The 25620-nt window shown below is 65.6% G+C and carries 27 protein-coding genes; 10 read left to right on the forward strand and 17 right to left on the reverse strand.

The annotated features are described in order from the left end of the window. Window positions 1-231: 231 nt before the first annotated feature. From ACQR1B_RS08625 to cysG, 5 genes are read right to left on the reverse strand one after another with little or no spacing between them, the layout of a single operon-like run. Window positions 232-957, reverse strand: coding sequence for a phosphoadenylyl-sulfate reductase (locus ACQR1B_RS08625; protein WP_434832180.1), 726 nt, complete (start codon window positions 955-957; stop codon window positions 232-234). After that, complete coding sequence (locus ACQR1B_RS08630) at window positions 954-1472, reverse strand: DUF934 domain-containing protein (protein ID WP_434832181.1); 519 nt, start codon at window positions 1470-1472, stop codon at window positions 954-956. The genes ACQR1B_RS08625 and ACQR1B_RS08630 overlap by 4 nt, the downstream gene beginning before the upstream one ends. Continuing rightward, entirely contained in the window at window positions 1459-3114 is a 1656-nt protein-coding gene (locus ACQR1B_RS08635) for a nitrite/sulfite reductase (protein WP_434832182.1), read from the reverse strand. Before ACQR1B_RS08635 ends, ACQR1B_RS08630 begins: the two co-directional genes overlap by 14 nt. A 10-nt stretch (window positions 3115-3124) precedes the next feature. Beyond that, window positions 3125-3439: a DUF2849 domain-containing protein gene (locus ACQR1B_RS08640; RefSeq protein WP_434832183.1), complete on the reverse strand. Its 315-nt coding sequence runs from the start codon at window positions 3437-3439 to the stop codon at window positions 3125-3127. Then, a complete protein-coding gene (gene cysG, locus ACQR1B_RS08645; RefSeq protein WP_434832184.1) occupies window positions 3440-4870 on the reverse strand; it encodes a siroheme synthase CysG in 1431 nt (476 codons plus the stop codon). It lies immediately after the preceding gene. Window positions 4871-5104: 234 nt separating this feature from the next. Between cysG and cysD the strand changes: the two genes are divergently transcribed. Next, entirely contained in the window at window positions 5105-5899 is a 795-nt protein-coding gene (gene cysD, locus ACQR1B_RS08650; protein ID WP_434832320.1) for a sulfate adenylyltransferase subunit CysD, read from the forward strand. A gap of 16 nt (window positions 5900-5915) precedes the next feature. Further along, complete coding sequence (gene cysC / locus ACQR1B_RS08655) at window positions 5916-7832, forward strand: adenylyl-sulfate kinase (RefSeq protein ID WP_434832185.1); 1917 nt, start codon at window positions 5916-5918, stop codon at window positions 7830-7832. Between the two features lie 204 nt (window positions 7833-8036). On the opposite strand, the gene ACQR1B_RS08660 is transcribed toward cysC, so the two are convergent. Continuing rightward, the gene (locus ACQR1B_RS08660) at window positions 8037-9023 is read right to left on the reverse strand and encodes a cytochrome-c peroxidase (RefSeq protein WP_434832186.1); all 987 of its coding nucleotides are present in this window, start codon (window positions 9021-9023) and stop codon (window positions 8037-8039) included. Window positions 9024-9355: 332 nt separating this feature from the next. Between ACQR1B_RS08660 and ACQR1B_RS08665 the strand changes: the two genes are divergently transcribed. Further along, on the forward strand, window positions 9356-9742 hold the full coding sequence (locus ACQR1B_RS08665) for a hypothetical protein (RefSeq protein ID WP_434832187.1): 387 nt from the start codon (window positions 9356-9358) through the stop codon (window positions 9740-9742). Between the two features lie 155 nt (window positions 9743-9897). Here ACQR1B_RS08665 and ACQR1B_RS08670 read toward each other — a convergent pair whose 3' ends face one another. Together ACQR1B_RS08670 and ACQR1B_RS08675 are read right to left on the reverse strand one after the other, a co-directional pair. After that, the gene (locus tag ACQR1B_RS08670) at window positions 9898-10500 is read right to left on the reverse strand and encodes a Uma2 family endonuclease (protein ID WP_434832188.1); all 603 of its coding nucleotides are present in this window, start codon (window positions 10498-10500) and stop codon (window positions 9898-9900) included. A gap of 103 nt (window positions 10501-10603) precedes the next feature. Next, complete coding sequence (locus tag ACQR1B_RS08675) at window positions 10604-10900, reverse strand: hypothetical protein (RefSeq protein ID WP_434871383.1); 297 nt, start codon at window positions 10898-10900, stop codon at window positions 10604-10606. Between the two features lie 1021 nt (window positions 10901-11921). Between ACQR1B_RS08675 and ACQR1B_RS08680 the strand changes: the two genes are divergently transcribed. Beyond that, a complete protein-coding gene (locus ACQR1B_RS08680) occupies window positions 11922-14084 on the forward strand; it encodes a malate synthase G (protein WP_434832190.1) in 2163 nt (720 codons plus the stop codon). 66 nt (window positions 14085-14150) lie between these two features. Here the strand turns inward: ACQR1B_RS08680 and ACQR1B_RS08685 are convergent, their stop codons facing one another. The 3 genes from ACQR1B_RS08685 to ACQR1B_RS08695 form a co-directional block, all read right to left on the reverse strand. Then, a complete protein-coding gene (locus ACQR1B_RS08685; RefSeq protein ID WP_434832191.1) occupies window positions 14151-14306 on the reverse strand; it encodes a Thivi_2564 family membrane protein in 156 nt (51 codons plus the stop codon). 135 nt (window positions 14307-14441) lie between these two features. After that, window positions 14442-15104 carry a DUF2865 domain-containing protein gene (locus ACQR1B_RS08690; RefSeq protein WP_434832192.1) on the reverse strand — a complete coding sequence of 221 codons (663 nt, stop codon included), beginning with the start codon at window positions 15102-15104 and terminating at the stop codon, window positions 14442-14444. A gap of 15 nt (window positions 15105-15119) precedes the next feature. Beyond that, on the reverse strand, window positions 15120-15872 hold the full coding sequence (locus tag ACQR1B_RS08695) for a L,D-transpeptidase (protein ID WP_434832193.1): 753 nt from the start codon (window positions 15870-15872) through the stop codon (window positions 15120-15122). A gap of 210 nt (window positions 15873-16082) precedes the next feature. On the opposite strand from ACQR1B_RS08695, the gene ACQR1B_RS08700 reads away from it, so the two are divergent. From ACQR1B_RS08700 to ACQR1B_RS08710, 3 genes are all read left to right on the forward strand, one after another. Continuing rightward, a complete protein-coding gene (locus tag ACQR1B_RS08700) occupies window positions 16083-17201 on the forward strand; it encodes an AI-2E family transporter (protein ID WP_434832194.1) in 1119 nt (372 codons plus the stop codon). Between the two features lie 80 nt (window positions 17202-17281). Next, on the forward strand, window positions 17282-17653 hold the full coding sequence (locus ACQR1B_RS08705) for a DUF883 family protein (protein WP_434832195.1): 372 nt from the start codon (window positions 17282-17284) through the stop codon (window positions 17651-17653). A 99-nt stretch (window positions 17654-17752) separates the two neighbouring features. Further along, a complete protein-coding gene (locus ACQR1B_RS08710; RefSeq protein WP_434832196.1) occupies window positions 17753-18199 on the forward strand; it encodes a hypothetical protein in 447 nt (148 codons plus the stop codon). 124 nt (window positions 18200-18323) lie between these two features. Here ACQR1B_RS08710 and ACQR1B_RS08715 read toward each other — a convergent pair whose 3' ends face one another. Beyond that, a complete protein-coding gene (locus ACQR1B_RS08715) occupies window positions 18324-18770 on the reverse strand; it encodes a hypothetical protein (protein ID WP_434832197.1) in 447 nt (148 codons plus the stop codon). 342 nt (window positions 18771-19112) lie between these two features. On the opposite strand from ACQR1B_RS08715, the gene ACQR1B_RS08720 reads away from it, so the two are divergent. Beyond that, the gene (locus ACQR1B_RS08720) at window positions 19113-19571 is read left to right on the forward strand and encodes an energy transducer TonB (RefSeq protein WP_434832198.1); all 459 of its coding nucleotides are present in this window, start codon (window positions 19113-19115) and stop codon (window positions 19569-19571) included. A 99-nt stretch (window positions 19572-19670) separates the two neighbouring features. Here the strand turns inward: ACQR1B_RS08720 and ACQR1B_RS08725 are convergent, their stop codons facing one another. Then, window positions 19671-20474, reverse strand: a complete 804-nt coding sequence (locus tag ACQR1B_RS08725; protein ID WP_434832199.1) for a response regulator — start codon at window positions 20472-20474, stop codon at window positions 19671-19673. Between the two features lie 196 nt (window positions 20475-20670). Between ACQR1B_RS08725 and ACQR1B_RS08730 the strand changes: the two genes are divergently transcribed. Together ACQR1B_RS08730 and ACQR1B_RS08735 are read left to right on the forward strand one after the other, a co-directional pair. After that, on the forward strand, window positions 20671-20907 hold the full coding sequence (locus ACQR1B_RS08730) for a NepR family anti-sigma factor (protein ID WP_434832200.1): 237 nt from the start codon (window positions 20671-20673) through the stop codon (window positions 20905-20907). Further along, entirely contained in the window at window positions 20908-21456 is a 549-nt protein-coding gene (locus ACQR1B_RS08735) for a sigma-70 family RNA polymerase sigma factor (RefSeq protein ID WP_434832201.1), read from the forward strand. Window positions 21457-21559: 103 nt separating this feature from the next. Here ACQR1B_RS08735 and ACQR1B_RS08740 read toward each other — a convergent pair whose 3' ends face one another. From ACQR1B_RS08740 to ACQR1B_RS08755, 4 genes are all read right to left on the reverse strand, one after another. After that, window positions 21560-23215: a CHASE domain-containing protein gene (locus tag ACQR1B_RS08740; RefSeq protein WP_434832202.1), complete on the reverse strand. Its 1656-nt coding sequence runs from the start codon at window positions 23213-23215 to the stop codon at window positions 21560-21562. A 289-nt stretch (window positions 23216-23504) separates the two neighbouring features. After that, window positions 23505-24128: an urease accessory protein UreG gene (gene ureG, locus ACQR1B_RS08745; protein ID WP_434832203.1), complete on the reverse strand. Its 624-nt coding sequence runs from the start codon at window positions 24126-24128 to the stop codon at window positions 23505-23507. Between the two features lie 90 nt (window positions 24129-24218). Then, entirely contained in the window at window positions 24219-24941 is a 723-nt protein-coding gene (locus ACQR1B_RS08750) for an urease accessory protein UreF (RefSeq protein ID WP_434832321.1), read from the reverse strand. Continuing rightward, complete coding sequence (locus ACQR1B_RS08755) at window positions 24928-25590, reverse strand: urease accessory protein UreE (protein ID WP_434832204.1); 663 nt, start codon at window positions 25588-25590, stop codon at window positions 24928-24930. The genes ACQR1B_RS08750 and ACQR1B_RS08755 overlap by 14 nt, the downstream gene beginning before the upstream one ends. Window positions 25591-25620 lie beyond the last annotated feature (30 nt).

The raw sequence follows: 25620 nt of genomic DNA on the forward strand, positions 1-25620 counted from the left end.
ATTCTCTTGTTTCCGGCCGGACATGAGCATTGTGCTACGAAGCGGGGCGCAATGGGATGGGCATTCTGTGCCGCGACACAATGCCGTCGTGAAGGCGCGAAACACGGCGATTACCGCAGTCCAACGCGGGCGGCAATGCATTCGCGCTTGATCTTGTTCCCGATATGTCCGCAAGAATGGGAAAACAACCTTAGCGGGAAATGTAGATGATGTCGGACAGCGCTGGGCTCTCTACACCGATGACGTCGCGACCGTGTGGATGCCGCATTCGGTCTTGCCGCGGCCGCGCCAGCGGCCGGCGCGGTCGTCTTCGGCTGCGTCCGCGCGGCTGGTGCAGGGCATGCAGCCGATCGACCGGAAGCCGGACGCGACCAGCGGATGCTGCGGGAGGTTGGCCGCACGATAGATCGCCGCGATGTCCTCGCGGGTGACGTTGGCGAACGGATTGAACTTCACCCGCGCGCCGTCCTGCTCGACGACGGGAATCGCGGCGCGCAAGCCCCCCTGGAAGCGCTTGCGGCCGTTGATCCAGGCGGCGAAGGGCTTGAGCGCGCGCGCCAGCGGCTCGACCTTGCGGATGCGGCAGCAGGCGTCGGGATCTGAGAACCACAATTCGTTGTCGGCATCCTCCCGGGCCAGCGCTGCGGCATCAGGCTTCATCGACCGCACGTCCTGCAGGCCGAGGATCTCGATCAGCTGGTCGCGATAGGCCAGCGTCTCTGCGAACATGTGCCCGGTGTCGAGGAAGACGACCGGGATCGCCGGATCGACGTCGGCCGTGACCTTCAGCAGCGCCGCCGACTCCGTGCCGAACGACGACACCACGGCGAGTCGCTCGCGCCCGATCGCCTGCAAGGCGGCGGCAATGATCTCATGCGGCGTAGCCGTGCGCAGCGCTGCATCCAGCGCCGCGACAGGCGTCTGTGCGTCCGACGATGATGCAGCCAAGGTGCTCACAGCCCGGCACTCTCCGAATGGCGCAATTGCAGGCGCTGATGCAGGGCCGAGAGCCGGCCGTCGCCGGTCGGCTGGTAGAACACCGAATAGCGCTTCACCGTCTCGGCGAAGGCCTCGGCGTCGGCCTGCTTCTTGACCTCGAAGGCATCGAAGCCGGCGCGCAGCATGAACACGAACTGATCACGCAGCACCTGCCCCGTGGCCCGCAGCTCGCCGCGATAGCCATGGCGCTCGCGCAGCAGGCGCGCCTGGGTGTAGGCGCGGCCGTCACGGAAGTTCGGGAACAGCAGCGCGACCAGCGCGATGCGGTCGAGATGGGGCACGAGATCATCGACATCGCGATTGTTCGGCCAGATCACGCCGAGCTTGCCGCCGGCGCGGCCGACCAGCGCATCAGGACCAGCCAGAAAGCGCGCCTCGGAGACGAGGATCGCGCCCTGCGCCGGCAATTCGGCATCGTCGGCGACACGGACGAACTCGTCCGCGATGATGTGTCCGCCCTTAACGAGTGGCATAGACCCGCTCCTTGAATGGTTCGACCCCGAGCCGCTTCACCGTATCGACGAACAGCTCTTCGGGATGCGCGCGCAGCGCGAGATAGGCCTCGACGATGTCCTCGACGACGTCGGCGACCTCGGCATAGGGCACAGCGGGGCCGATCAGAGTGCCGAGCACGGCGCCCTCGTCGGCACGGCCGCCGATCGTGATCTGGTAGAACTCCTCGTCGTTCTTCTCGACGCCGAGGATGCCGATATGGCCGACATGGTGGTGGCCGCAGGCATTGATGCAGCCGGAGATGTTGATGTGCAGCCGGCCGATCAGGTTCGCGGTGTCGTGATTGGCGAAACGGCGCGTGATCTCCTGAGCGATCGGGATCGACCGCGCATTCGCCAGCGAGCAGTAGTCGAGCCCCGGACAGGCAATGATGTCGGAGACGAGGTTGACGTTGGGGATCGCAAGTCCGATCGCGTCGAGCGCCTTCCACAGCGCCGGCAGGTCGCGCTTCCTGACATGCGGCAGCGCCAGGTTCTGCTCGTGACCGACGCGGATCTCACCGAACGAGTATGTGTCGGCGATATCGGCGAGCGCATCCATCTGGTCGGCGGTCGCGTCACCCGGAGGACCGCCGACCGGCTTCAGCGACACGGTCACGATCGAATAGCCCTGCGCCTTGTGGGCAAACACCGAGTTCTTGCGCCACGCCTCGAAGACAGCATCATGCGCCGCCTGCTTGAGTTCGTCGGGCATCGCCGGCAGCGTCTCATAGGCCGGATAGAAGAAGCGCGAGCGGATGTCCTCGACGACGCCGTCGTCGATCTTCAGCGCGCCGTCGCGGATCTGCTGCCACTCCTCCTCGACCTCGGCGGCGAACTTCTCGATGCCGAGCTCGTGGACCAGGATCTTGATGCGCGCCTTGTAGATGTTGTCGCGGCGGCCATACTGGTTGTAGACGCGCAGGATCGCCTCGATGTAGCTCAGGATGTCCCGGCCATGGACGAACGGCCTGATGAGCTTGCCGATGAACGGCGTGCGTCCCAGGCCGCCGCCGACCAGCACCTCGAAACCGGTCTCACCCTGCTCGTTCTTGAGGAGACGCAGGCCGATGTCGTGGATCTTGATCGCGGCGCGGTCGTGATCGGAGGCCGTGATCGCAATCTTGAACTTGCGCGGCAGGAACGAGAATTCCGGATGCAGCGTCGTGAACTGACGGATCAGTTCGGCCCAGATGCGCGGGTCTTCGATCTCCCCCGGGGCGACGCCCGCCCACTGGTCGGAGGTGACGTTGCGCATGTTGTTGCCGGAGGTCTGCATCGCATGGATGCCGACCTCGGCGAGATCCGCCAGCGCATCCGGCAGCTCCGACAGCTTGATCCAATTGTACTGGATGTTCTGGCGGGTGGTGAAATGGCCATAGCCGCGGTCGTAGCGCCGCGCCACATGGGCGAGCCGCCGCAACTGCTCCGACGACAGCGTGCCATAGGGGATGGCGACGCGCAGCATGTAGGCGTGGAGCTGCAGGTAGACGCCGTTCTGCAGGCGCAGGATCTTGAACTCGTCCTCGGTGAGCTCGCCGGAGAGGCGCCGCTTCACCTGGTCGCGGAATTCGGCGACGCGCTCGTTGACCAGCGTGCGATCGATTTCGTCATAAGCATACATGAGAAGCCCTTCAGGCCTGAGCCGGCAGCGCGATGGTGGCGCCCGTCAGCCGAATGTGTTCGCGGAGATTGCCCGGCTTGACCGCGCCGTCGGCGGCGACCTCGACCGGCGCGATATAGGCACCGATGGCGCCGAGATCGTCGGCCACCGCTTCCGTCAGCAGCGCCCGCGCCTCGTCGGCGGTGCGCACGATCGCCGCATCGCTCAGCGCGTCGGACCAGCTCTTGGCGCCGGTGCGGTAGATCACCGCGCCGTCCCAGGTCCGGTTGGCGGTGATGACCGAGGGGCCGGTGATCTTGATCTTCTGTTGCAGCGGAGAGGTCATTCAGACGGGTTCCAGGAGTTGTTCAATCACGCGACTGAGATTCTGCTGACGCCACGGCGCCGAATGCGCCACGACGTCACCGATGACGAGAATGGCCGGGCCGCCGTCGATCCTCGCGACGAGGTCCGGCAACTGATCGAGCGTGCCGACCGCAGCCTGCGCATCCGGCCGCGTCACCCGCGCGAACACGCCGACCGGCGTCTGCGGCGAGCGTCCCGCGGCGAGCAGGCCGGAGCGCACCGCCGGTGCTGCGGTCATGCCCATGTAGACGACGACGGTCATCTTGGTGTCGGTCAGCACCGACCAGTCGACCGCCTCGGCGTCGCGCTCCTTGTGCGCGGTGAGAAAGGTGATGCGCAGCGCCTTGCTGCGGAAGGTCAGGGGCACCTCGAACTGCGCGGCGGCGCCAAGCCCTGCGGTGATGCCGGGCACGATGGTGTAGGACACGCCGGCCTTGCGCAGCGCATCGACTTCCTCGCCGCCGCGGCCGAACACGAAGCAATCGCCGCCCTTCAGTCGCACGGCGCGCTTGCCCTCGCGCGCGGCCTCGATCAAGAGCCTGTTGACGGCATCCTGGCCGATGCCGGGCTTGCCGACGCGGCGGCCGACCGGCACGCGCGAGGCGTCGCGGCGGATGCGGTCGAGAATCTCCGGCGTCACCAGTTCGTCGTAGAACACGACGTCGGCGTCCTGCAGCGCGCGCAGCGCCTTGATGGTGAGAAGATCGGGATCGCCGGGACCGGCGCCGACCAGGGTGACATGGCCCTCGCTGCGGCCCGTCTTGTCGGCACCCGCATAGGCCGAGGGATCGGCAATGCCGTGCAGCGCCGCCGCGGCCTCCTGCTTGCGACCCGCGAGCACGAGCGCGCCGATCGGGCCATCGACGATGCGTTCCCAGAAGCGGCGGCGCAGCGGCATCTCGGCGATGACCGGATTGATGGTCTTGCGGAACTCGCCGATGAAGCCCGCGAGCTCGCCGATCCGCGCCGGCAGCAGCGCCTCGATGCGCTCGCGCACGCGGCGCGCCACCACCGGCGACGAGCCGCCGGTGCCGATCGCCACCACGACGTCGCCGCGATCGACGATCGCCGGGAAGATGAAGCTGGAATGCGCGAGGTCGTCCATCACGTTGACGGGCAGGCCGACACTGCGCGCCCGCGCCGCCATCGCCACGCCGATGTCGCCGGCACCCGCGCACAGCACGGCGATGACGCCGGTGAGGTCGGCCGCGAGCGGATCGCCCTCGGCGCGCGCGATCTGGCCATGGTCATCGTGTAAGCCGGCGAGATCGAAATCGCCATCGGTCGCGAACCAGCGGATATCGGCGCCGGCCGACAGCAACACCCGGAGCTTGGCGCGCACGAGCTCCCCCGCGCCGATCAGCAGCACGGGACCGGTCTTCAGATCGAGAAACACCGGCAGATATTGCATTGCGCTCTTCGGCTTCGACTCTTCGGGGTTGACTGGAATTATTTTCTATATAAGTGTCACGCCGCGGACGTAAAGAGAAAATTATTTCTTGGCTTCGCCATAGAATTTTCTCCCAAGCAGGCGATGGCTGACAGCATGCACATTCTCACCAACGACGTTTCCAGAGACCGGTTGCCCTCTTCCGAGCTCGAGCAAGCATCTTCCATGCCGCGCGTCCTCAGCGCTGCCCCGACGATGGATCATCTCGACCAGCTGGAGGCGCAGAGCATTTACATTCTCCGCGAGGCCTTTGCACGGCTGAAGAAGCTCGCGCTGCTGTGGTCGCTGGGAAAAGATTCCAACGTGATGATCTGGCTGGCGCGCAAGGCGTTCTTCGGCCGGGTGCCGTTCCCAGCCATGCATGTCGATACCGGCAAGAAGTTTCCGGAGATGTACGCCTTCCGCGACACCTACGCGCAGGAATGGGGCCTCGATCTCCGCGTCGAGCCGTGTCCACCGATCGATGCCGTCGACCCGACGCTGCCGCCGGCCGCGCGCTCCGCGGCGCGCAAGACCGAGGGCCTGAAGATGGCGCTCGCCAAGCACGGCTTCGACGGCCTGATCGCCGGCATCCGCCGCGACGAGGAGGCGACCCGCGCCAAGGAGCGCGTGTTCTCGCCGCGCGGCGCCGAGGGCCATTGGGACGTGCGCGACCAGCCGCCGGAGTTCTGGGACCATTTCAACGCCTCGCCGCCGCAGGGCGCGCATCTGCGCATCCATCCGATCCTGCATTGGACCGAGGCCGACATCTGGGCCTACACCGCGCGCGAGAACATCCCGATCATCCCGCTGTACCTGTCCAAGAACGGCAAGCGCTACCGCTCCCTCGGCGACCAGGACATCACCTTCCCGGTCTCGTCCAACGCCTCGACCATCCCCGAGATCCTCGCCGAGCTCGAAAGCACCAAGGTGCCGGAGCGCGCGGGCCGCGCGCTGGACCATGAAACCGAGGACGCCTTCGAGCGTCTGCGCGTCGCCGGCTATCTCTGACGCGGAGCGCGAGGTCATGAACATGAGAGTCCCGGCCGCCGCTCCCGCCACGCCGAACGGCACCACCCGTCCGCAGGTCTCAATCGTCATCGTCGGCCATGTCGATCACGGCAAGTCGACGCTGGTCGGCCGCCTCCTGCATGAGACCGGCAGCCTGCCGGACGGCAAGCTCGAGATGCTGCAGGCCGTCTCGGCCCGTCGCGGCATGCCGTTCGAATGGTCGTTCCTGCTCGACGCGCTGCAGACCGAGCGCGACCAGGGCATCACCATCGACACCACGCAGATCCGCTTCCGCACCAATGCGCGCGAGGTCGTGCTGATCGACGCGCCCGGCCACGCCGAGTTCCTGCGCAACATGATCACCGGCGCCTCGCAGGCCGACGGCGCGGTGCTGATCATCGACGCGCTCGAAGGCGTGCGCGACCAGACCCGCCGCCACGGCTATCTCTTGCATCTGCTCGGCGTGAAGCAGGTGGCGGTCGTCGTCAACAAGATGGACCGCGTCGACTTCGGCGAGGCGCGTTTCGACGCCATCAAGTCGGAGATCTCGGCGCATCTCGAAGGCCTCGGCGTCAAGCCGGTGGCCGTGATTCCGATCTCCGCCCGCGACGGCGACGGCGTCGCCGAGCTGACCTCGCGCATCGGCTGGTACAAGGGCCCGACCGTGGTCGAGGCGCTGGACGGCCTGGAGCCGGCGAAGCCGCTGTCGAGCCTGCCGCTGCGCCTGCCGGTGCAGGCGATCTACAAGTTCGACGACCGCCGCATCGTCGCCGGCCGCGTCGAAGCGGGTGAATTACGCACCGGCGACGAGATCGTGATCATGCCGGCCGGCAAGATCGCCAAGATCAAGACCGTCGAGGGCTGGCCGCAGACGCCGGTGACGTCGGCGCAAGGCGCGGGCCGCTCGGTCGGCATCACGCTCGACCGCGAGCTGTTCATCGAGCGCGGCGACATCATCGCCCATGTCGGCCGCGAGCCGCAAGCCGCGCGACGGCTGCATGCGCGCATCTTCTGGCTGCACGACCAGCCGCTCGCCAAGGGCGACAACATCCTGGTCCGGCTCGGCACCCGCGAGGCCCGCGGCAGCGTGGTGGCGATCGAGAAGGCGGTCGATCCGGGCTCGCTGTCCAACGAGGAGAACGCCTCGATCGCGCGCAACCATGTCGGCGAGATCGAGATCGCGCTGACGCAACCGGTCGCCGTCGATCCCTATACCGAGAACGCGCGCACCGGCCGCCTCGTCATCGAGGTCCAGGGCCGCATCGCCGGCGGCGGTCTCGTCCTGACCGTCGACGCCGGCAAGCGCGCCGCGCCCGTCGACATCATCCCGGTGGAATCGGCGCTGCAGCCGCAGGAGCGCGCCGACCGCTACCGCCACAAGGGCGCGGTGGTCTGGATGACCGGCCTGCCCGGCGCCGGCAAATCCACCCTCGCCCGTGCCTTGGAGCGCCGGCTGTTCAGCCGCGGCGGCGCGCCCGTGCTGCTCGACGGCGACACCGTGCGCGCCGGCCTCAACAAGGATCTCGGCTTCACGCCGGAGGACCGCGCCGAGAACATCCGCCGCCTCGCCGAGGTCGCAACCCATCTCGCCCGCAACGGCCACGTCGCGATCGTCGCCGCGGTGTCACCGGCCCGCGACGACCGCGCATCGGCGCGCCGCATCGCCGGCGACCTGTTCCGCGAGGTCCATGTCGCGACGCCGGCCGAGATCTGCGAGAGCCGCGATCCCAAGGGCCACTACGCCAAGGCCCGCGCCGGAGCCTTGCAGAACTTCACCGGCATCGGCACCGACTACGAGCCGCCACTCGACGCCGAACTGGTGATCGACACCGCGACCCGCCCGATTGCGGAAGCGACCGACGAGCTCGAAGCTCTGCTGTCAAAGACCGGCGTGCTGTTCGACGACATCGCCGATCTCGGCGCCAACATCTGAGGCGAAGGTCGCTCTTGCCCCTCATGGTGAGGAGCGCCTTACTCCGCAGCCTCTCCGCGACAGCTGCCCAAGGCGGCGCGTCTCGAACCATGAGGCCCGCATCGGGGCCTCGCCCTTCGAGACGCCCGCCTCAGGGCGGGCTCCTCAGGGAGAGGGTTGAGGGTTCGCGCGGGGCGATTGCGAATGATAATGCTCTAACGCGCGTCAGAGCGCCCCGACATACGCCGTGAGATCATCGAGTTCGGCCTCCGTCGGCAGCCGCGACTCCATCTTCTTGGCGTAGAACTCCCACATCAGCTTCACCGCATCGCGCAGCGAGGCCGTGCGGCCGTCGTGGAAATACGGCGCGGTCGATGCGGCCGCGTGCAGGGTCGGCACCTTGAACTTGCCGCCGGTGCCGATGTCGTCCTTGCTCTTCTTGTCGAAGCTCGGGAGCTGATGGCAGGTGCCGCAGCCGCCGTCGCCGACATAGAGCTCGAAGCCGCGCTTCACCGCCGGGCTCGCATCCTCACGCGGCGTGCCGTCCTCCCTGACCTGCCAGTTCGCCGGAGTGTTCAGCGTCTTCACATAGGCGATGAGCGCCGCCAGGGTTTCCTTCGACGGCTCCGGCCCCTTCATACGGTTGACGATGATGCCGCGGATGCTGTCCTCGAGCGTGGCGGCCTGGCCCTGCCAGCCGAACACCGAGCGTTCGCCGACGCCCCACAGGGTCGGCGTATTGCGGCCGTTGGGATCGCCGTCGGCAACCACGTCGAGGCCGACATAGGTCTTGTTGTTGGTGTGGCCGGTCGAGAAGTGACAGGTGGCGCAGGACGCCTTGCTGCCGCCCGACAGGCTCGCATCGTTGAACAGCGCGAGGCCCTTGGCGGCGAGGTCGGCCTCGGAGAGTTGCGCTGGAGATGTCATCGCCGCGCCGACGGTCGTGGACAACGCCGGCGTCTCCGTCGCCGCAGCGGCAGGCGGAGCCTTGCTCTTCTTGGCCACGCTGGCGACATGACGAGGCGCGGCCTTGTGTGCGGGCTCGGCCGCCCGCACCGGCTTGGGTCGCAGCGCCGACGCCAGCCGCTGGAGCAGGCTCGGCTTCTCCGGCACCACGGAGAGATATGGCGTCACCGACTTGTCGGCCGCGAGCGCGGGCAAGGTGAGTAGTCCAAGACACAGGACGACCGACCGCAGCCCAGTGAACGCCATGACACCACTCCCCGCACCCCACCAGATGCGAGTCGTTATCGAAAGCTTTTAAGTCCGAAGTAGGACTGCGCGGCGGCATTGAATCGGCGCGGGTGCGCCGGCCGCCGCACAACCGCCGTGCCTCGCCCCGCATGAGTTGCTGTTGTCGGCTCCGGCGTTCGAGGGATCAAACGCGGCCTCACCCCGTTGCGTGATCCGCGTCACGGTGGGCGCAGCCCGCGATTTTTAAACCTGAGCGCATCGCTGACGGCGGCGCTGTCGAGCCGCGCGCAGCGACAGCGCCGGCTGAGCGGCCATCACCGGCCGCATGCGTTGTACTCACGGAGGGACCCATGGGACGTTTCGGCACCACCAACATCGTCTTGGTCGTCATGCTGCTGTCGATGTCCGTGCTGAGCGGGATGACCCACACCCAGGCGGGCCGCCTCTATCCGCCGGACGGCTGCAAGGCCGGCTTCGTCTGGCGCCAGGCTTATCCCGGCGACCGTACCTGCGTGACCTATGATCAGCGCAGCCGCGCCGCGAACGACAATCGCCAGGCGCCCAACCGCATCAATGACGCCGACCGCAGCAACGGCCCCAAGGCCTGCATCCCCGGCTATGTCTGGCGCGAGGCCTATGCCGGCGACATCGTCTGCGTCACCCCCGAGCAGCGCGCCCGCGTCAAACATGACAACGAGCATGCGAATGAGCGCCGCCGGGTGGCGGCAGGCGGCTGATCGCCGCGACGATCGTCCTATCTGTGTGCCCCCTTCGTAGGGCGGGCAAAGCGAAGCCGAAGGCGGCGCGTGCCCACCGTCTCACACCGCGCGAGCAGCCGGTGGGCACGCCGCTCCCGCGCGATTCGCGGGCTCGGCTTTGCCCACCCCACGAACTAATCACGTAGCACCGGCGTTCGTTCGTAGAGGTCGGCCACCCGGCACACCAGACCGAAGGTAGGAAGCGACAGCTCGTCGCCCGCTTCGAGCGAAATCGACGTCCAACCTCCACTGCCTCTGAGCTCAAGCATGACCTCCATCCGAGCCTGCGCAATCACCAGCACGGCCACGCAATGCGGATGCGCGCGGTACAGTTCGCGCTTGACCTCGATCCAGCGCCGGTCGGTGCCGGGCACGATCACCTCATCGGTATCGGAAATGACCTCGGCCAGCAGATAGGCCTTGTCGACGAAACGCTGGCCTGGGTCGTAGTCCGCATCGATCACGCCGACGTCCGGCTCTGGCCTGAACTCGCCGGCGCCGAGATCGAGCCCCGGCCGTTGCGCGGCCAGCCATTCCGGCGCGTGCCGCGCCAGTGCATCGTTGAGCAGCCGTTCGAGATTGCTGGCGATCTGGTTGTGCGCGATGGTCGGCGGGGTCATCATCATGGCCACACCCCCGACCAGCTCCCAACGCTCATGATCCGGCCGCCGCGCCTGGAAGCTGCGGAACTCCGAGGCTGACATCCGGCCTGAGCGGTCATGAGCGGCAATCTGCATAGCGGCATCCGATCGTCGGCCAAGACTAACATGCATCCTGCTTTAAGAGGAGTCGCCCGCGGCGGATGGGAGACTCGGCGTGACGCACAGCTCATGAACTGCGCTATCGGTACGATCTGGTATTCATTACCTCGATCCACATCCCGGACCGCCCCTCAAGCGCATCCTCGATTGGCCAGCCCGGGGCGGTTTCGATGAGGTGAACAAGCGTCCATGCCAAGCCAAAGCAATCGTCTGATCCTAGCAGGCCGACCAGGGCCTTCGCATCGTCTTCGCTGATGGGCGGCTGGATCTTCTCTAACGCCGCCTCGATCTTCTCGAGAGTTGCAATATCCGCCACAGCTGAAGGCGGAAACGGACCGAGCGACAGAAGCTCCTTCACGGCCGCCTGCATCACCACGCGCGTGACCTCCATGTTGACGGGCTATCTGAATGTGCGACCGTAGATCACTGCGCAGAAAAGCCCGAATTCGTCTGCCGGTTCAACCTGATTCGCCCTGTCCAGTCCCCGCCGCAAAAATATTCTTCTTTCTTTTTTTCGGAAATCATGTTTATCTCTGCCCATCCCGTCCCACACGAGGGACAGTTCGCGACCGTCACGGACGTCGGGTGCGGGATGCGGTGGGCGCTTTGGGCTGCGGCGTGAGCGATCATGCTGGCGGACAGTCCCGGGGCGCACGGCCAAGCCGTGGGGTCCTGGCATCCCGATGCTGATGCCACGTCTGCGAAGCGCCAACGCGCTGCGTGGGCAACGGTGACCAGAAAGCCCGGCGCACCGGGGAGACCACGGAGCAACCGTAAATCCATCGCGCAGGGAAGGCCGGATGTCCGGCTCGTACCTGTGGTGACTGCCGCCTGCTTTTTTTCTGCAGGCGGGCCATGGGTGCAGCCAGCACCCGGCCTTCCCTGCGCCTCTCGTGATCGAGGGGCGAGCAAGAGCAAAGCTCGGACGCGAATGCGCGCCGCGAGCCTAAAGTCGCATGAGTATGATTTCGACGAACTATCATCGCTGTGAGTTGGGCGCTCCATCCCCACCCTCCGCTGTCATCGCCCGGCTCGACCGGGCGATCCAGTATTCCAGAGATGCCAGCGGGCTCCCGAGAGGCCGCGGCGTACTGGATCACCCGCTTTCGCGGGTGATGACAGCGGTAGCGATGGCGACAGCTCCGGCGGGGCGGCGGACCTGCGGTAACAGCGGTCGGAACGGCGGCAGGATCAAACCCGGCGGGCGCGGATTGTTCCGGAAGCGCCCAGGCCAAACCGGCCGTGCCTCTCCCCCGACCATCTGCCATACCCCCTCCCCCTTCCTTGGCCCCCGCTTTGGCGTTAAATGCACTGCACACGCCGCCCAGCGTTGGCGGCCATTTCAGCATGCCAAAATCACGCGCAACGTCGCTTTGACCCGAGAGAAACGTCTCATCATGACCCGTATCGACGCCCATGGACTGAAGATCGCCCCGGTTCTGTTCGACTTCATCGCCAAGGAGGCGGCCCCCAAGACGGGAATCGATCCGGACGCGTTCTGGGCCGGGCTGGCCGCGATCCTGCGCGATCTCGGTCCCAAAAACCGCCAACTGCTCAAGTACCGCGACGACCTGCAGGACAAGATCGACGCCTGGCATCTCGCCAACAAGGGAAAGGCGTTCGACCTCGGCGCCTATACGGCGTTTTTGAAGGAGATCGGCTACCTCCTGCCGGAGCCCGCGACCCACAAGGTCGAGACGGCAAACGTCGACGAGGAGATCGGCAAGATTTGCGGCCCGCAGCTGGTGGTGCCGCTGACCAACGCCCGCTATGCGCTGAACGCCGCCAATGCGCGCTGGGGCTCGCTGTACGATGCCTTCTACGGCACCGACGCCATCCCGCATGATCCGAGCGAGGGCGGCAAGGGTTACAACAAGGCCAGGGGCGACAAGGTGATCGCCAAGGCCAAGGCGTTCCTCGACGCCGCCGCGCCGCTCGCCACCGGCAGCCACACCGACGTCACGGCCTATAGCGTCATCGCCGGCCAGCTCTCAGCCAAGCTGAAGAGCGGCAATGCCACCGCGCTGAAGAACGCCGACCAGTTCGCCGGCTACCAGGGCTCGGCCGACGCACCGAGCGTGATCCTGCTCGCCAACAACGGCCTGCACATAGAGGTCGTGATCGACCGCAGCCACGTCATCGGCAAGGACGATCCGGCCGGCGTGTCCGACATGATCCTGGAGGCCGCGGTCTCGACCATCCTCGACATGGAGGACTCGGTCGCCGCCGTCGACGCCGAGGACAAGGTTCTGGTCTATCGCAACACGCTCGGCCTGATGAACGGCACGCTGTCGGCCGACTTCGAGAAGGGCGGCAAGACGCTCACGCGCGCCTTGAACAGCGACCGCAGCTACACCACGCCGTCCGGCGGCACGCTCACCCTGCACGGCCGCAGCCTGCTGCTGATCCGCAACTGCGGACATCACATGTTCACCGACGCCGTGCTCGGCGCCGATGGCGAGGAGATTCCGGAAGGCATTCTCGATGCCGCCGTCACCGGCCTGCTCGCGATCCACGACCTCAAGGGCCTCGCGAAGACCAAGAACAGCCGCACCGGCTCGATCTACATCGTGAAGCCGAAGATGCACGGTCCCGATGAGGTCGCACTCACCGTGGAGCTGTTCGCGCGCGTCGAGAAGCTGCTCGGCCTGCCCGAGAACAGCATGAAGGTCGGCATCATGGACGAGGAGCGCCGCACCACCGTCAACCTCAAGGCCTGCATCCAGGCCGCCTCGAAGCGTATCGTCTTCATCAACACCGGCTTCCTCGACCGCACCGGCGACGAGATCCACACCTCGATGGAAGCGGGTCCGATGATCCGCAAGAACGAGATGAAGGCGCAGCCCTGGATCAAGGCCTATGAGGACTGGAACGTCGACATGGGCCTGATCGACGGTCTCCCCGGCCACGCCCAGATCGGCAAGGGCATGTGGGCCGCGCCGGACAAGATGGCGGACATGCTGGCGCAGAAGATCGGTCATCCCTCCGCCGGCGCCACCACCGCCTGGGTGCCGTCGCCGACCGCGGCCACGCTGCATGCGCTGCACTATCACCAGGTCAACGTGCACGCCCGCCAGGACGAGCTCACCAAGGGCGGCCCGCGCGCCAAGCTCGGCGATATCCTGACCATCCCGGTGTCGAACTCCAACTGGGCGCCGGATGACGTCCGCCAGGAGATCGACAACAACTGCCAGGGCATTCTCGGCTATGTCGTGCGCTGGATCGACCAGGGCGTCGGCTGCTCCAAGGTGCCGGACATTCACGACGTCGGCCTGATGGAAGACCGCGCCACGTTGCGCATCTCCAGCCAGCATCTCGCCAACTGGCTGCATCATGGCGTGGTCAGCAAGGACCAGGTGATGGATTCGCTCAAGCGCATGGCGGTGGTCGTCGACAAGCAGAATGCCGGCGATGCGCTCTATCAGCCGATGGCGCCCGGCTTCGACGGCGTGGCGTTCAAGGCAGCGTGCGATCTCGTGTTCGAGGGCCGCACCCAGCCGAACGGCTACACCGAGTACATCCTCACCGCGCGACGGCGGGAGGCAAAAGCACAGGCCTGATACGACAAAGCCCCGGCCAGACGCCGGGGCTTTTTTTTGATCAGCAGAAGGTAACATGATGCCAGATCATATCACAGCGATGAAGCGCAGCAGCGAGATGACGCCGAGCACGATCACCACGACACGGCAGATCTGCTTGGCGCGGCCGTCGAGCGGCAACAGGTTGATCAAATAGAGGATGAGGATGACGACGAGGAAGGTGACGAGAGCACTGATGAGCATGGACGGCCCCTGAACGTGTTGACGACTGCGCTGGCGCTGACCGACCTAACCCACAGGATCGTCGTTGGTTCCGTTGTCGGAACCTGTGAACCTGAGCTGGCTGCATCCGCGCGGCACAAGGAAGCGTCGCAGAGGTCAGTCGGACGCCATCACCGGCGCCCGCTCGTACTTGGCCCGCAGCGCTGCGGGCGCCGGGGAGAAGTTCAGCTCGGCGCGTTTGCCGCCGCTGCTGCGGTTGGCGACCTTGAGGCCGTCATCGCTGGCGACCACGTCGCCCTTACGCAGGGTGGGATCGTTGTCGATCGACACTTTGGCGAGGCCGAAATGGTCCTTGCCGTTGCAGGTGCAGCCGTCGACGATTTCGGTGCGATACTTGAATGCGTTCGGCAGCGTCGAATACGGCTTGCCGCCATCCGTCTCGGCATTGTCGATGGCGCTGCCATAGACGATCTCGGTCTTGGAGGCCGGGCAGAAGCTGTTGCACGCCGCCTCCTTGCTCTGGTCGCCGGTGGCGCCGAGCGGGAAATAGCGGCCGTCGCAGGTGCGCACGCACCAGGCGACGCCGCCGCCACCACCGCCGCGATAGCTGACATCGCCGCGCGGCGCCGGCCGCGGCGCGGGAGTTTCATCCGCGAACGGCATGCGAATGTACGGCTGCGGCGCGGCCCGCTGGGGCGCGTTGAAGCCGCCGAACAGCGCGGAGAAGAAATCCTGCGCGCTGGCCGCGGTCGGCCCCGCGAGGGCGCCTGTGGCGGCCATTGCTGCTGCAGCGACCGCAATCGTCCGTCGGCTCGTCATGATCCCTCGCTCCGATCAGTTGACGGCGGCGACGGGCAGCGACATCGCCTGTCGCCCGGACGGCAGCGAGGTCACGCGCCGGGCGCTCCGCTGTCCGTTGTCGGCCTGCAACGAGGCGCCCTTCGGCAGCACCACGACCCTGGTGCCCACCTGCACCCGGCCGAACAGATCGGCGACGTCCTCATTGGTGAGGCGGATGCAGCCCGACGACACGAACTTGCCGATCGTGGTCGGATCATTGGTGCCGTGGATGCGGTACTCGCTGGAGCCGAGATACATCGCCCGCGCGCCGAGCGGGTTGCCGGGGCCGCCGGCCATGAAGCGCGGCAGATAGGGCTGGCGCGCGATCATCTGTGCCGGCGGATGCCAGTCGGGCCACTCCGCCTTGCGCGTCACGCTCTGCACGCCGGACCAGGTGAAGCCCTCGCGACCGACGCCGACGCCATAGCGCAGCGCGCGGCCGCCGCCGAGCACGTAGTAGAGATAGGTGTGACCGGTATCGATGATGATCGTGCCCGGTGCCTCGCGGGTGTCGATATTGACGATCGTGCGGCGCAGCCGGTCCGGCAGCTGGCTGTCCTCATCCTGCGCGACCGCAGGGTCGTTCGCATCGTCCGGCGGAAATGCCTGCTGCTCGACCGGCGCATATCCAAGGCTCTGCGCTCGCGCCGCTGTGATTCCTGGCGCAAGCAAAAGCGCGGCTGCGATAGCGATCATCGATGCGGTCCGCTGCAACGCGCAGCGCTGGCTGGAAACGAGCTGTGTCATGGGAGGCCCCCTGTCGAGCGCATCGCTGTGATGCATGATTGCCCTACCAACGTCATACGGGCCGCCTCAGTTCCGGCGCCAATGTGGTTTGCCGGCGTTAGTCAAGCGCACGCCTTTCACGTTCTCGCGACGGAACCCGCGGCGGCTTCGGCTGTTGTGAACAACGTCGCGACGGCAAGCTGCGCATCAAGAACTTGGCCCGGGGAAAGCATGGTCCGTGTACTTCCCACCGAGCGGCTGCTCGGAAGCGGCAACGAGAGTTCTGCCCTCAGCGACAGCCGTCACGAACAACCACCCGTCATCAAGCGCACCGAGATCGTCGCGATTGCGCTGGTCGTTCTCACCGCAATCTGCGTCACCGGCGTCCTGTATGTTGCGCGGGGATTCTTCCTTCCCATCGTCATGGCCTTCGTGGTCGGCACCATGCTGTCGCCGGCGGCGAACTTCCTGGAGCGCTATCGCGTCCCGCGCAGCGTCGGGGCCGTCCTGATCGTGATCGCCGTCGCCGCAGGCCTCGCCTTCATCATCGGCCTGATCTCGGCCCCCGTGCTCGACTGGACCAACCGGCTTCCCGAACTCGCGACCCAACTGAAAGCCAAGTTGCACGTGTTCGATCGGCCGATCGCGCTTTGGCACGAGATGCAGACCGCGATCGGCGGCGGAAGCGCGCAGACGAGCAGCCTGGAGCTGCCGAAGTTCGACTGGGTGCAGCCGACGATCGAATTCCTGTCGCCGACCTTCACCGAATTTCTTCTGTTCTTCGCCACGCTCGTCCTCTTCATCGCAAGCTGGCGCGACCTGCGGCGGACGTTGATCATGACCTTCGGCGATCACGATGCGCGACTGCGGACGCTGCGCATTCTGAACGAGCTCGAGCTGCATCTCGGCAACTATCTGTTGACCGTCACCCTCATCAACGCTGGCGTCGGTATTGCAGCGGGCATCGCCTGCGCGGTCGCCGGCATGCCCAATCCGGCCGGCCTCGGCGCACTTGCGGCGACGCTCAACTTCGTTCCGATCATCGGGCCGATCGCGACATTCGCCGTGCTGGTGGTGGTCGGCGTGATCACGTTCCCGACCTTGAGCGGCGGCATGGTCGCACCGCTCTTGTTCGCGGTGATCACCTTCATGGAAGGCCACTTCGTCACGCCGACGATCATCGGCAGGCGGCTCGCGGTCAATGCGCTGGCGGTCTTCATCGCACTCGCATTCTGGACGTGGCTGTGGGGACCGATGGGAGCTTTCCTCGCCTCGCCGCTGCTGATCGTCGGACTGATCCTGAAGGAGCATTTGCTGCCCGACACCTCGCCGCAACTCCCTTCGGACTAATTCCGTTTCATTTCGGGAACCTCCCCGCTCAAGGGGCGTTTTCCGACAGACTTGAAGCGCCTCGCGCCGGGAGCCTCCAAATGCCACCAACCGATGGTGATACCGCTCTGAAAGACCTCACCGACAAAGCGAACTATGACCGCTTGCAAAAGGATGTCCACGCCGTGAAGAACGATATCGCAGCTCTCACCGACCAGATCACCGACGCACTCAACGCCTTCGCCGGTCAGGCCGGCAAGCAGGCGCGCAGCGGCTATCGCCAGGCACGCGAGAACATGGACCAGACGCTCGATGACGTGTCCGAACGCGGCAGCGCCATGCTCGGTGCGGCCCATGATGCCGCCAACTCTCTCGAGGAGCGGCTCGAGGACGTGATCGCACAGCGTCCACTCGCGACCGTCGGCCTTGCGCTTGGTTTGGGCTTCCTGATCGGCGTGACCTGGAAGCGCTGAGCGTCGCGCAGACCCATCTAATCCATGATCGGATCGGCGCCAATTCGGCGCCGATCCATTTTATCGCATCGCCGCGGGCGTCAACTTGGGAGAAGAAAGATGCTTCAGCGCATGATTGCAGAGGTCAAGGAAACGACCGGCCATACCGTCCGGCTGACGTCCCTGGCGTTTGCGGCGGCCGTCGGATTATTCGTCACCACCTGTTTTCTGTGCGCCGCCGCCTTCGTTGCGGTACTGCAGCGCCATGGACCGGTCGCAGCGTGCCTCACGGGGGCTGCGATCTTCTTCGTCGTCACGTTGATTGCAGTCATCAGCTACATGGTGCGCAAGCGCTCGGTTGTCGCGCGCGTTGCACGTCCGGCCGAAGCGGCGCGCTCGGCCGCCCAGTCTTTCCTCGCAGATCCGGTGCTGCTGGCGAGCGGCCTGCAGATCGTCCGCATGATCGGGGTCAAGCGTCTGGTTCCCATTCTTGCGGTGGGTGGCTTGGCGCTCGGCCTTCTCGCTCGGAGCCAGATGGCCGAGAGTACAGCGGAGCCGGCGGAATAGCGGCCGCCCGCAGGCCTGAGGTTTGAACGTTGAGGATTTTGGTTTGAAGCTTGAGGCCTTTTAGCCTGCTGCATATCGACTTAGCTTGCTGCATATCGATGTACCGAAGGCGCAGGCGGGGTGCTCACGTCACGCAACGCCCCGGCTGCAGTCGCTTCGCGATCTCGGTCAGCACGGAAACAGACGGCTCGCAGGCAACCGGCTGCCTTGCCGCTCCTCGACGCTCATTCTGGGCGCTGATGGTCTGCGATCCCTGCGGCGCGCTCCGCTGACCGGCCGCCGTGCTCGACGCTGCGATCGGGAGCCGCAACAGGAACGACGTGTCCGCGAAGGCTGCGAGCTTGATCGAGACGGTCTTCGTCGGCGGCACCTCGGCAACGAGACCAACCCGGTCTGCTTTGGCCGTCCGGTTCACGGTGCTCGACGTCTCCTCGAGGAGGTCGTTGGAAGACGTCTGCCCCCGCAGATCGGCGGTGAGGTCGTGCCCGGCGGCAAATTGCATTGCACCCGCGAGCATCAGGGCCGAAGCTGCGAGCGTGCCCAAAACAACGACTTTTCCCGTCTGCGACATTGTCTGCTCCCCGCGCCTCACAGGCACTCGGCATTTCAACGTAAGTCGCCGGAGCCCGGTTCGCGGACGGGCAAATCACTTAACCGTGTCCTAATGAGCGACGCTTTTTCGAAAAAAATTCGAGCTAATGGGAACGACCTTGAGGCTCGCGCGTCATCTCGACAGCCGGTTATTCCCCCTGCCCCATTGACCGGCGACGCGGGGCACCGTCGTGGTGATGCCGACGGTGCCCCGCATTCTTTTCAGGTCCAGATGGTGGCCTGACAGCGGTTCCAGCCCGGTTTTCCCAACGGTATATTTCGGCAGGCGCGGCGGCGTTGAGACTTGCGCTTGGGGACGCAAATGCTGAAGACGTCGGGTTTCCGTATCGGGTGGCACACCTTTGGACTGGCGCTGATCCTCCTCGGGCTATGTCCGGGCATCGGCGCGGCCGACAGCGCCAAGGACAACTGGATCAAGGCTCTCCTCCAGCAATTGAAGGCCAGCCGCCGCTACCCCCTCCAGGCAACCGACCAGGGCGGGAGTGCGAAAGTCGTTTTCCAGATCGACCGCGCAGGACGCCTGCTCTCCGCAGCCCTGACGGAAAGCACCGGCGATCCGGCGCTGGATCAGGAGGCGCTGGCCATGGTCGAGCGGGCTCAGCCGTTTCCCCCACCGCCGCCCGACCTGCCTGATAGCGATCTGACCCTGCTCTTGCCGGTCGTCTTCGCTCCGCGGCGGACGTCGGAGCTCGATCACACCAGGCCGAACCATCGTATCGCGCAGCAGGCAAGGCTCAACGGCGTCTGTCGTTCCTGCTGACGCGGGCTTCTTGCGACCGATCCAAAAACACGACCGCTCCAAAAACAAAGCGCGCCCCGCAAGGAGCGCGCCCGGATCTCTCATACTTTACAAGGCCGGTCAGGCCGCAGGCTTGGGCATCCGGTTGCGCGAGTTGCGCTGGAAGAACAGCGCCTGGCTGGCCACTGCCGAGACCATGGCCGGCTGGAACGGCTTCGAGATCAGGAACGCGGGCTCAGGCCGCTCGCCGGTGAGGAAGCGCTCCGGGTAGGCGGTGATGAAGACCACCGGAACCTCGAAGGTCCGCAACAGCTCGTTGACCGCATCGAGACCCGACGAGCCGTCGGCGAGCTGAATGTCGGCGAGGATCAGGCCCGGCTTCTTGTTCTTGGCGAGCGCCACCGCATCGGCATGCGTCCGCGCGACGCCAATGACGTTGTGACCGAGATTCTTGACCAGGCTCTCGATGTCCATCGCGATGAAGGTCTCGTCCTCGATGATGAGCACGTCGGTCGCGATCTCGGCGGCGAGCTCACGGCCGGCGGCGTCGGCGAGCCGGCGGGTCTCAGCGACGTCGATGTCGAGGATGAACGACACTTCCTCTTCGGGAAACCCCTCCAGAGACAGCAGCAGGAATGCCTGCCTGGGGAGCGGCGTGATGTTGGACAGGCGACGCTCCGGCGGCATCGGTAACGTCGCCACTTCGGCGTCGTCGTTCAAGGCAACTGAATTCCAGATCTGCGTAAACAGCCGGAACAGGCCCGCGCGCGGACCATACCGTTCGTCCAGCAAGGCCGGATCCTGGATCAGAGCCTCCAGCATCGCGCCGACATAGGCGTCTCCGGAACCTTGGCTCCCGGTGAGGGCACGCGCATACCGGCGCAACAGCGGCAAATGTTCAGCAACTAGCTGTGATCGGCTCATCCCCACTCCATTTGGTATTCTGGGCTTCCGCCCCGGTTCCATGATGGGCTGTTTACGCCTGAACCGACGAAAAGTTCCACAAACGTCGGGAACTTTTGTCGGCCGGTTGCATTAGTTCCCGATCAGACCCCCTCGATGGCGAGGATAATTCTTGAAGCTTCAGGGACTTAACTCTCGGGGAAACGTGGAAAAGGTCATGAAAGATGTAAAGTCTCAAGCCAGCAAGAATGCGGCACCGCGCAAGCCCGGCGGACTCAACACGGAGATCCAATCACGGATCGGTCATCAACTCCGCGCGATGTACGATGATGTCGTCCGTCAGGGGGTTCCCGACCGGTTTGCAGATTTGGTTCGCAAGCTTGATGCGCCGGCAGCACCATCCCACGTAGAGAACGGCGGGGGATCCAATGACCAGAACGACGGGAGGGAGTGAATGCCTCTCACTGATTCCTTGCGGGACGATATCCTCGCAGCCGTCCCAAGTCTCCGCGCCTTTGCGATTTCCCTGAGCGGTAATAGTGATCGCGCCGACGACTTGGTCCAGGAAACGTTGCTCCGGGCTTTGGCAAACATCGACTCGTTTCAACCGGGCTCCAATCTGCCCGCGTGGTTGTTCACGATTCTGCGCAACCTGTTCCGCTCCGACTACCGCAAACGTCGGCGCGAAGTCGAAGACGCGGAAGGCAACTACGCCAAGACGCTCAAGACGCATCCCTCGCAAGGGGCGCATCTCGAGTTCGAGGAGTTCCGCGCGGCACTGGAAAAACTGCCTCAGGACCAACGCGAAGCGCTGATCCTGGTCGGCGCCTCCGGATTCTCTTACGAGGATGCGGCCGCCATCTGCGGCTGCGCCGTGGGCACCATCAAGAGCCGCGTCAACCGCGCGCGCTCGAAGCTCGCAGCGCTGCTCTACGTCGACGGTGCCGAGGATTTCGGCCCTGATGAGACGGTGCGAGCGGTCATCGGCGGCAGCGGCGGCTGATACCTCGCCGGTATCTGAAGATTAAAAGAGGCGGCTCCCATCGAGCCGCCTCTTCTTCGTTGTGTCCGACGCTTGGCATCAATCTCTGCTGGAGCCCTGCGGCTCAACGCGGCGGATGTACCGGTGCCGAGAACTGTTCGGTGCGGTCGCGCTCCGTCATGTCGATGACGGTCTCCATCGGCGCCGTCAGCTCGTAGACGTAGCTGGCCTCGGTGAAGGAGCGCCTGGACGTGCCACCGAGCGCCTCCGGAGCGACGCGGTCGAGCAGGATCAGGCCGAAATCGCTGTCCGGCCTGCGCGTCGCCTCGCTGGTGTTGAGCTCCTCCCAGCGGAAGTGGAAGACGGCGTTCGGCTCCTCTCCCGTCACTTCCCATTTCGCGGTGATGTGCGGGTGCTTGCCGACCAGCGAAAGCCCTTCGTCAGAATGCGAGGCGAGCTCGAAGAACAGCAGCGACAGGCTCTGAGCGGCGCGCGCGCTCACGGTGATGTCGGGGCCGCTGACGGCAATCCGCTCGGCATGCGGGATCGCGCGGGCTTCGAACAGACCGCGCAGCTGAACGCCCTGCCACTGACTCTCGCTCAGCAGCGTCACCACGTTCGACATCGCATGAATCCGCCCGATCAGGAGCTCACGCGCGACGTCGATATCGGTGCCGTGACGGAGCGTGCGCGTCACGATGGACTGGATCACCGCGAGGATGTTCTTCACCCTGTGGTTCAACTCGTCGATGACGGCCGTCAGGCGGCGCTCGAAGCCGATCCGGACCTGGATCTCCCGGCTGAGCCGCAGATTGTTGTAAGCGACATAGCCGAACAGCCCGCAGATGATGCCGGTCAGTGCCAGCCCGATGACGCCGATGATCACCGCGGTCTGTTGCGCGCGCCGTACGGCATTGCTCTTGGCGTAATACACCAGCGACCAATCGTGATTGCCGAAGGTCACGGTGCGGATCGAGGACGGCGCCGGATCGTCGGGGCCACGCGTCCGGCTCGTCACCATCCCCTGATCGTTGGCGACCAGTTCGTCGGACGCATTCCGCGGGTCCTTCAACGCGACCGAAAACAGCGAGAGATCGTCATTGGTCAGCAGCAGCGGGCCGATCTCGTAGGAGAACGTCACGAAGCCCGCCGGCACGGTCGCCCCCTGCGGAACCACAGGAGCCGCCAGGACGATCCCGACCGCACCGTTGGCCCGCACCAGCGGCGTCGGGTCGGAAGCCACGGGCTTGCCCTCAGCCATGGCTCGCGCCAGCATCGGTCCGACGATGGGCTGCCGATCGAGCGCGATGCCGGGAAGCCGGGAGGTCTCGGCATTGCGCGGCTCGAGATCCATCAGGACGTCGAGCGGTCGATCGACGTTCGGACCGAGCGGCGTATCGTCGTAGTTGCGGATCGTGGGATTGGGAAAGCCCGCCTGGCGCAGTTCGGCCTGCGCGACCGGAAGCTCGTCCGGACGCAGACGCGCGATCCAGGACGCCACCACGAAATCGGTCTTGAACGCGTAGATCGACGACCGCAGCGGCTCCAGCATATTGGCCTTGATCACGGACGGCGCCCTGAACAGACCAGAGGCCACCCGGGCCAGCAGTTCGCGCTCGGTCAGCCGGTCCTGGACGAGGCTGGCATGGACGTCGATGGCACGCGCCAGTGCAATGCGGTCGAGAACCAGCTCCTGGTCGTGAACACGATAGGCCGCCAAGCCGGACAGCGCCGTCCCGACCAGCGCGATCACGCAGATGATGACACTCAGCCGGAGCACTCGTTTACTCTAAGGTCAAGGGTTGGCGGAGGAGAAAACGAGTCATCAAACAACGGGCCTGCCACTCAATAACGGGCACTTCGGAGCGAGTGCAAATGATCGAAGCAATCAGCGAAAATGCTCCTCGAATACCGGCGGTCGGCAAGCCCGTCATGCGTCTTGGGCAAGGCGCACCCCGGGGCCGAATAAACACGCGGACGCCAAAGTTGTTCCGGGCTGCTGAGGCTTTTTTGCGTCTGAAATGAGAGCCGACATTTAGCGCGACGGCACCCCGGTGCGGATCAGCCGCTCAGACCGCGGGTGTCAGACCGCCCTTGGCCTCGATGAAGCCGATGATGCGGTCAAGCCCGAGGCCCTTCTTCAAATTGGTCATGACGAAGGGGCGCTCACCGCGCATGCGCTTGGCGTCGGTTTCCATTTTCTCGAGCGAGGCCCCGACATGCGGCGCCAGATCGATCTTGTTGATCACCAGCAGGTCGGAGCGGGTGATGCCCGGACCTCCCTTGGATGGGATCTTGTCGCCGGCCGCGACGTCGATGACGTAGATGGTGATGTCGGCCAGCTCCGGCGAGAAGGCGGCAGCGAGATTGTCGCCGCCGGACTCGATCAGCACCAGATCCAGGCCGGGAAACTTCGCGCGCATGTCGGCCACGGCCGCGAGATTCATTGAGGCATCCTCGCGGATCGCCGTATGCGGACAGCCGCCGGTCTCCACGCCGGCGATGCGGTCCGGGGTGAGCGAGCCGGAGCGGACGAGGAATTCCGCGTCCCATTTGGTGTAGATGTCGTTGGTGATCGCCGCGATGTCGTAGCGCTGCCGCATCGACTTGCACAGGAGATCCATCAGCGCAGTCTTGCCCGATCCGACCGGACCGCCAACTCCGACGCGGAGCGGACCATGAGACGAAGCCATATCGTATGCCCTTCTGTCGTCTCCCCGCGAAAACGGGGACTGAAAATCACCAATCCGGTCTCTGCGATACGCCGACCATCGCGTCCGTCCTCACGAGCGGAACAACCTCGTATACTGCGTCTCATGGCGGAGACTGGCGAGATCGGCCCGGAAACTCGCACTGCCGATATCGTCCAGCGACGCGACCAGCGCACGCTCGGCCGTCGCGACCACGACCGGCTCCAGCGCTGCGAGTACGCGCTGACTGTCGGTCTGCCCCAGCGGAACGAGCCGGCTGCCGGCGGAAATCCAGTTCGACGTCACGGCATGCAGGAACCCGTGCAGCAACGGCCCCAGCGGGACGCCATGAAGCGCGCCGACCAGCCCAACGGCCACCGGATAGACGATGGTCTCGCAGCGCAAGACCGCCGCGTCGAGACCCTCGCAGCTCCAGGCGGACCGCGATATTTCGATGAAGGCGCGCCCTTGCGCGGTCGCTTCCAGCTGACGCTCGCGCGACGGCACGAAGGCGGCAGCGAGCTCCGCGACCTCGCTCAGGGGCGTGTCGCTGCCCAGTTCGGCCGCGCGATGCGCATGGGCGAGGAACACGGCATCGCTGAAGCCGGCGCCGTCGGTGAGCATCGTCGAAAGCCAGCCGCGCAGCGCGGCCGCATCGCTGATGTCGCCGGCCTCGACGGCCCATTCGATGCCGCTGGAGTAGGAAAACCCGCCGACCGGAAATGCCGGTGACAGCCATGTCATCAGCCGGTAGAGCGCCGAATTGTCGAGCCCGATCATCGCCTCCAAGGAGCCCGCGCGCTCACTTGTGGTCATGAGCATGGGGGTGACCGTGATGGTGATGGTCGTGATGATCGTGGCCGCAGTGCTCGTCATGCACATGATGCTCGTCATGCGCGTGACCGTGATCATGGCCATGATGCGCATGATCGTGAGCCCCATGATCGTGAGCCCCATGGCCATGATGATGGTCGTGGCCGTGGTGATCATGCCCGTGATGATCATGGTCATGATGCTGGTCATGGGCATGGCTCGGCTCGGCATAGGCGCCGCCTTCGGGATCGAACGGCGCCTCGATCTCGATAACGCGCGCGCCGAGGCCCTTGACCATGGTCTCGATCACATGATCGCGGCGGATGCGCAGGCTCTTGGCCACGATCTGCGTCGGCAGATGGCGATTGCCGAGATGCCAGGCGAGCCGCACCAGATGGTGCGGATCACTGGCGCGAATCTCGAGCAGCGGCTCCGCGGCCGCCACCACCTCGATCAGCCGGCCATCCTCAAGCACCAGGGCATCGCCACCGCGAAGTGCGGTGGCGTGCTCCAGGTCGAGCAGGAACTCCAGCCCGCGCGTGCCGGTCATCACCAGCCGCCGCCGGTGCCGATCGTCGAAATCGAGCAGGACGGAATCGGCAGCCGCCTCTTTCCAACGATGCTGGCCGAGCACACGCGTGGCGCGGATCATGCTGAAATCCTCATTCTTTCTTCCGCTCGT

The sequence above is a fragment of the Bradyrhizobium oligotrophicum genome, assembly GCF_051168495.1.
GTDB lineage: Bacteria > Pseudomonadota > Alphaproteobacteria > Rhizobiales > Xanthobacteraceae > Bradyrhizobium > Bradyrhizobium oligotrophicum_A.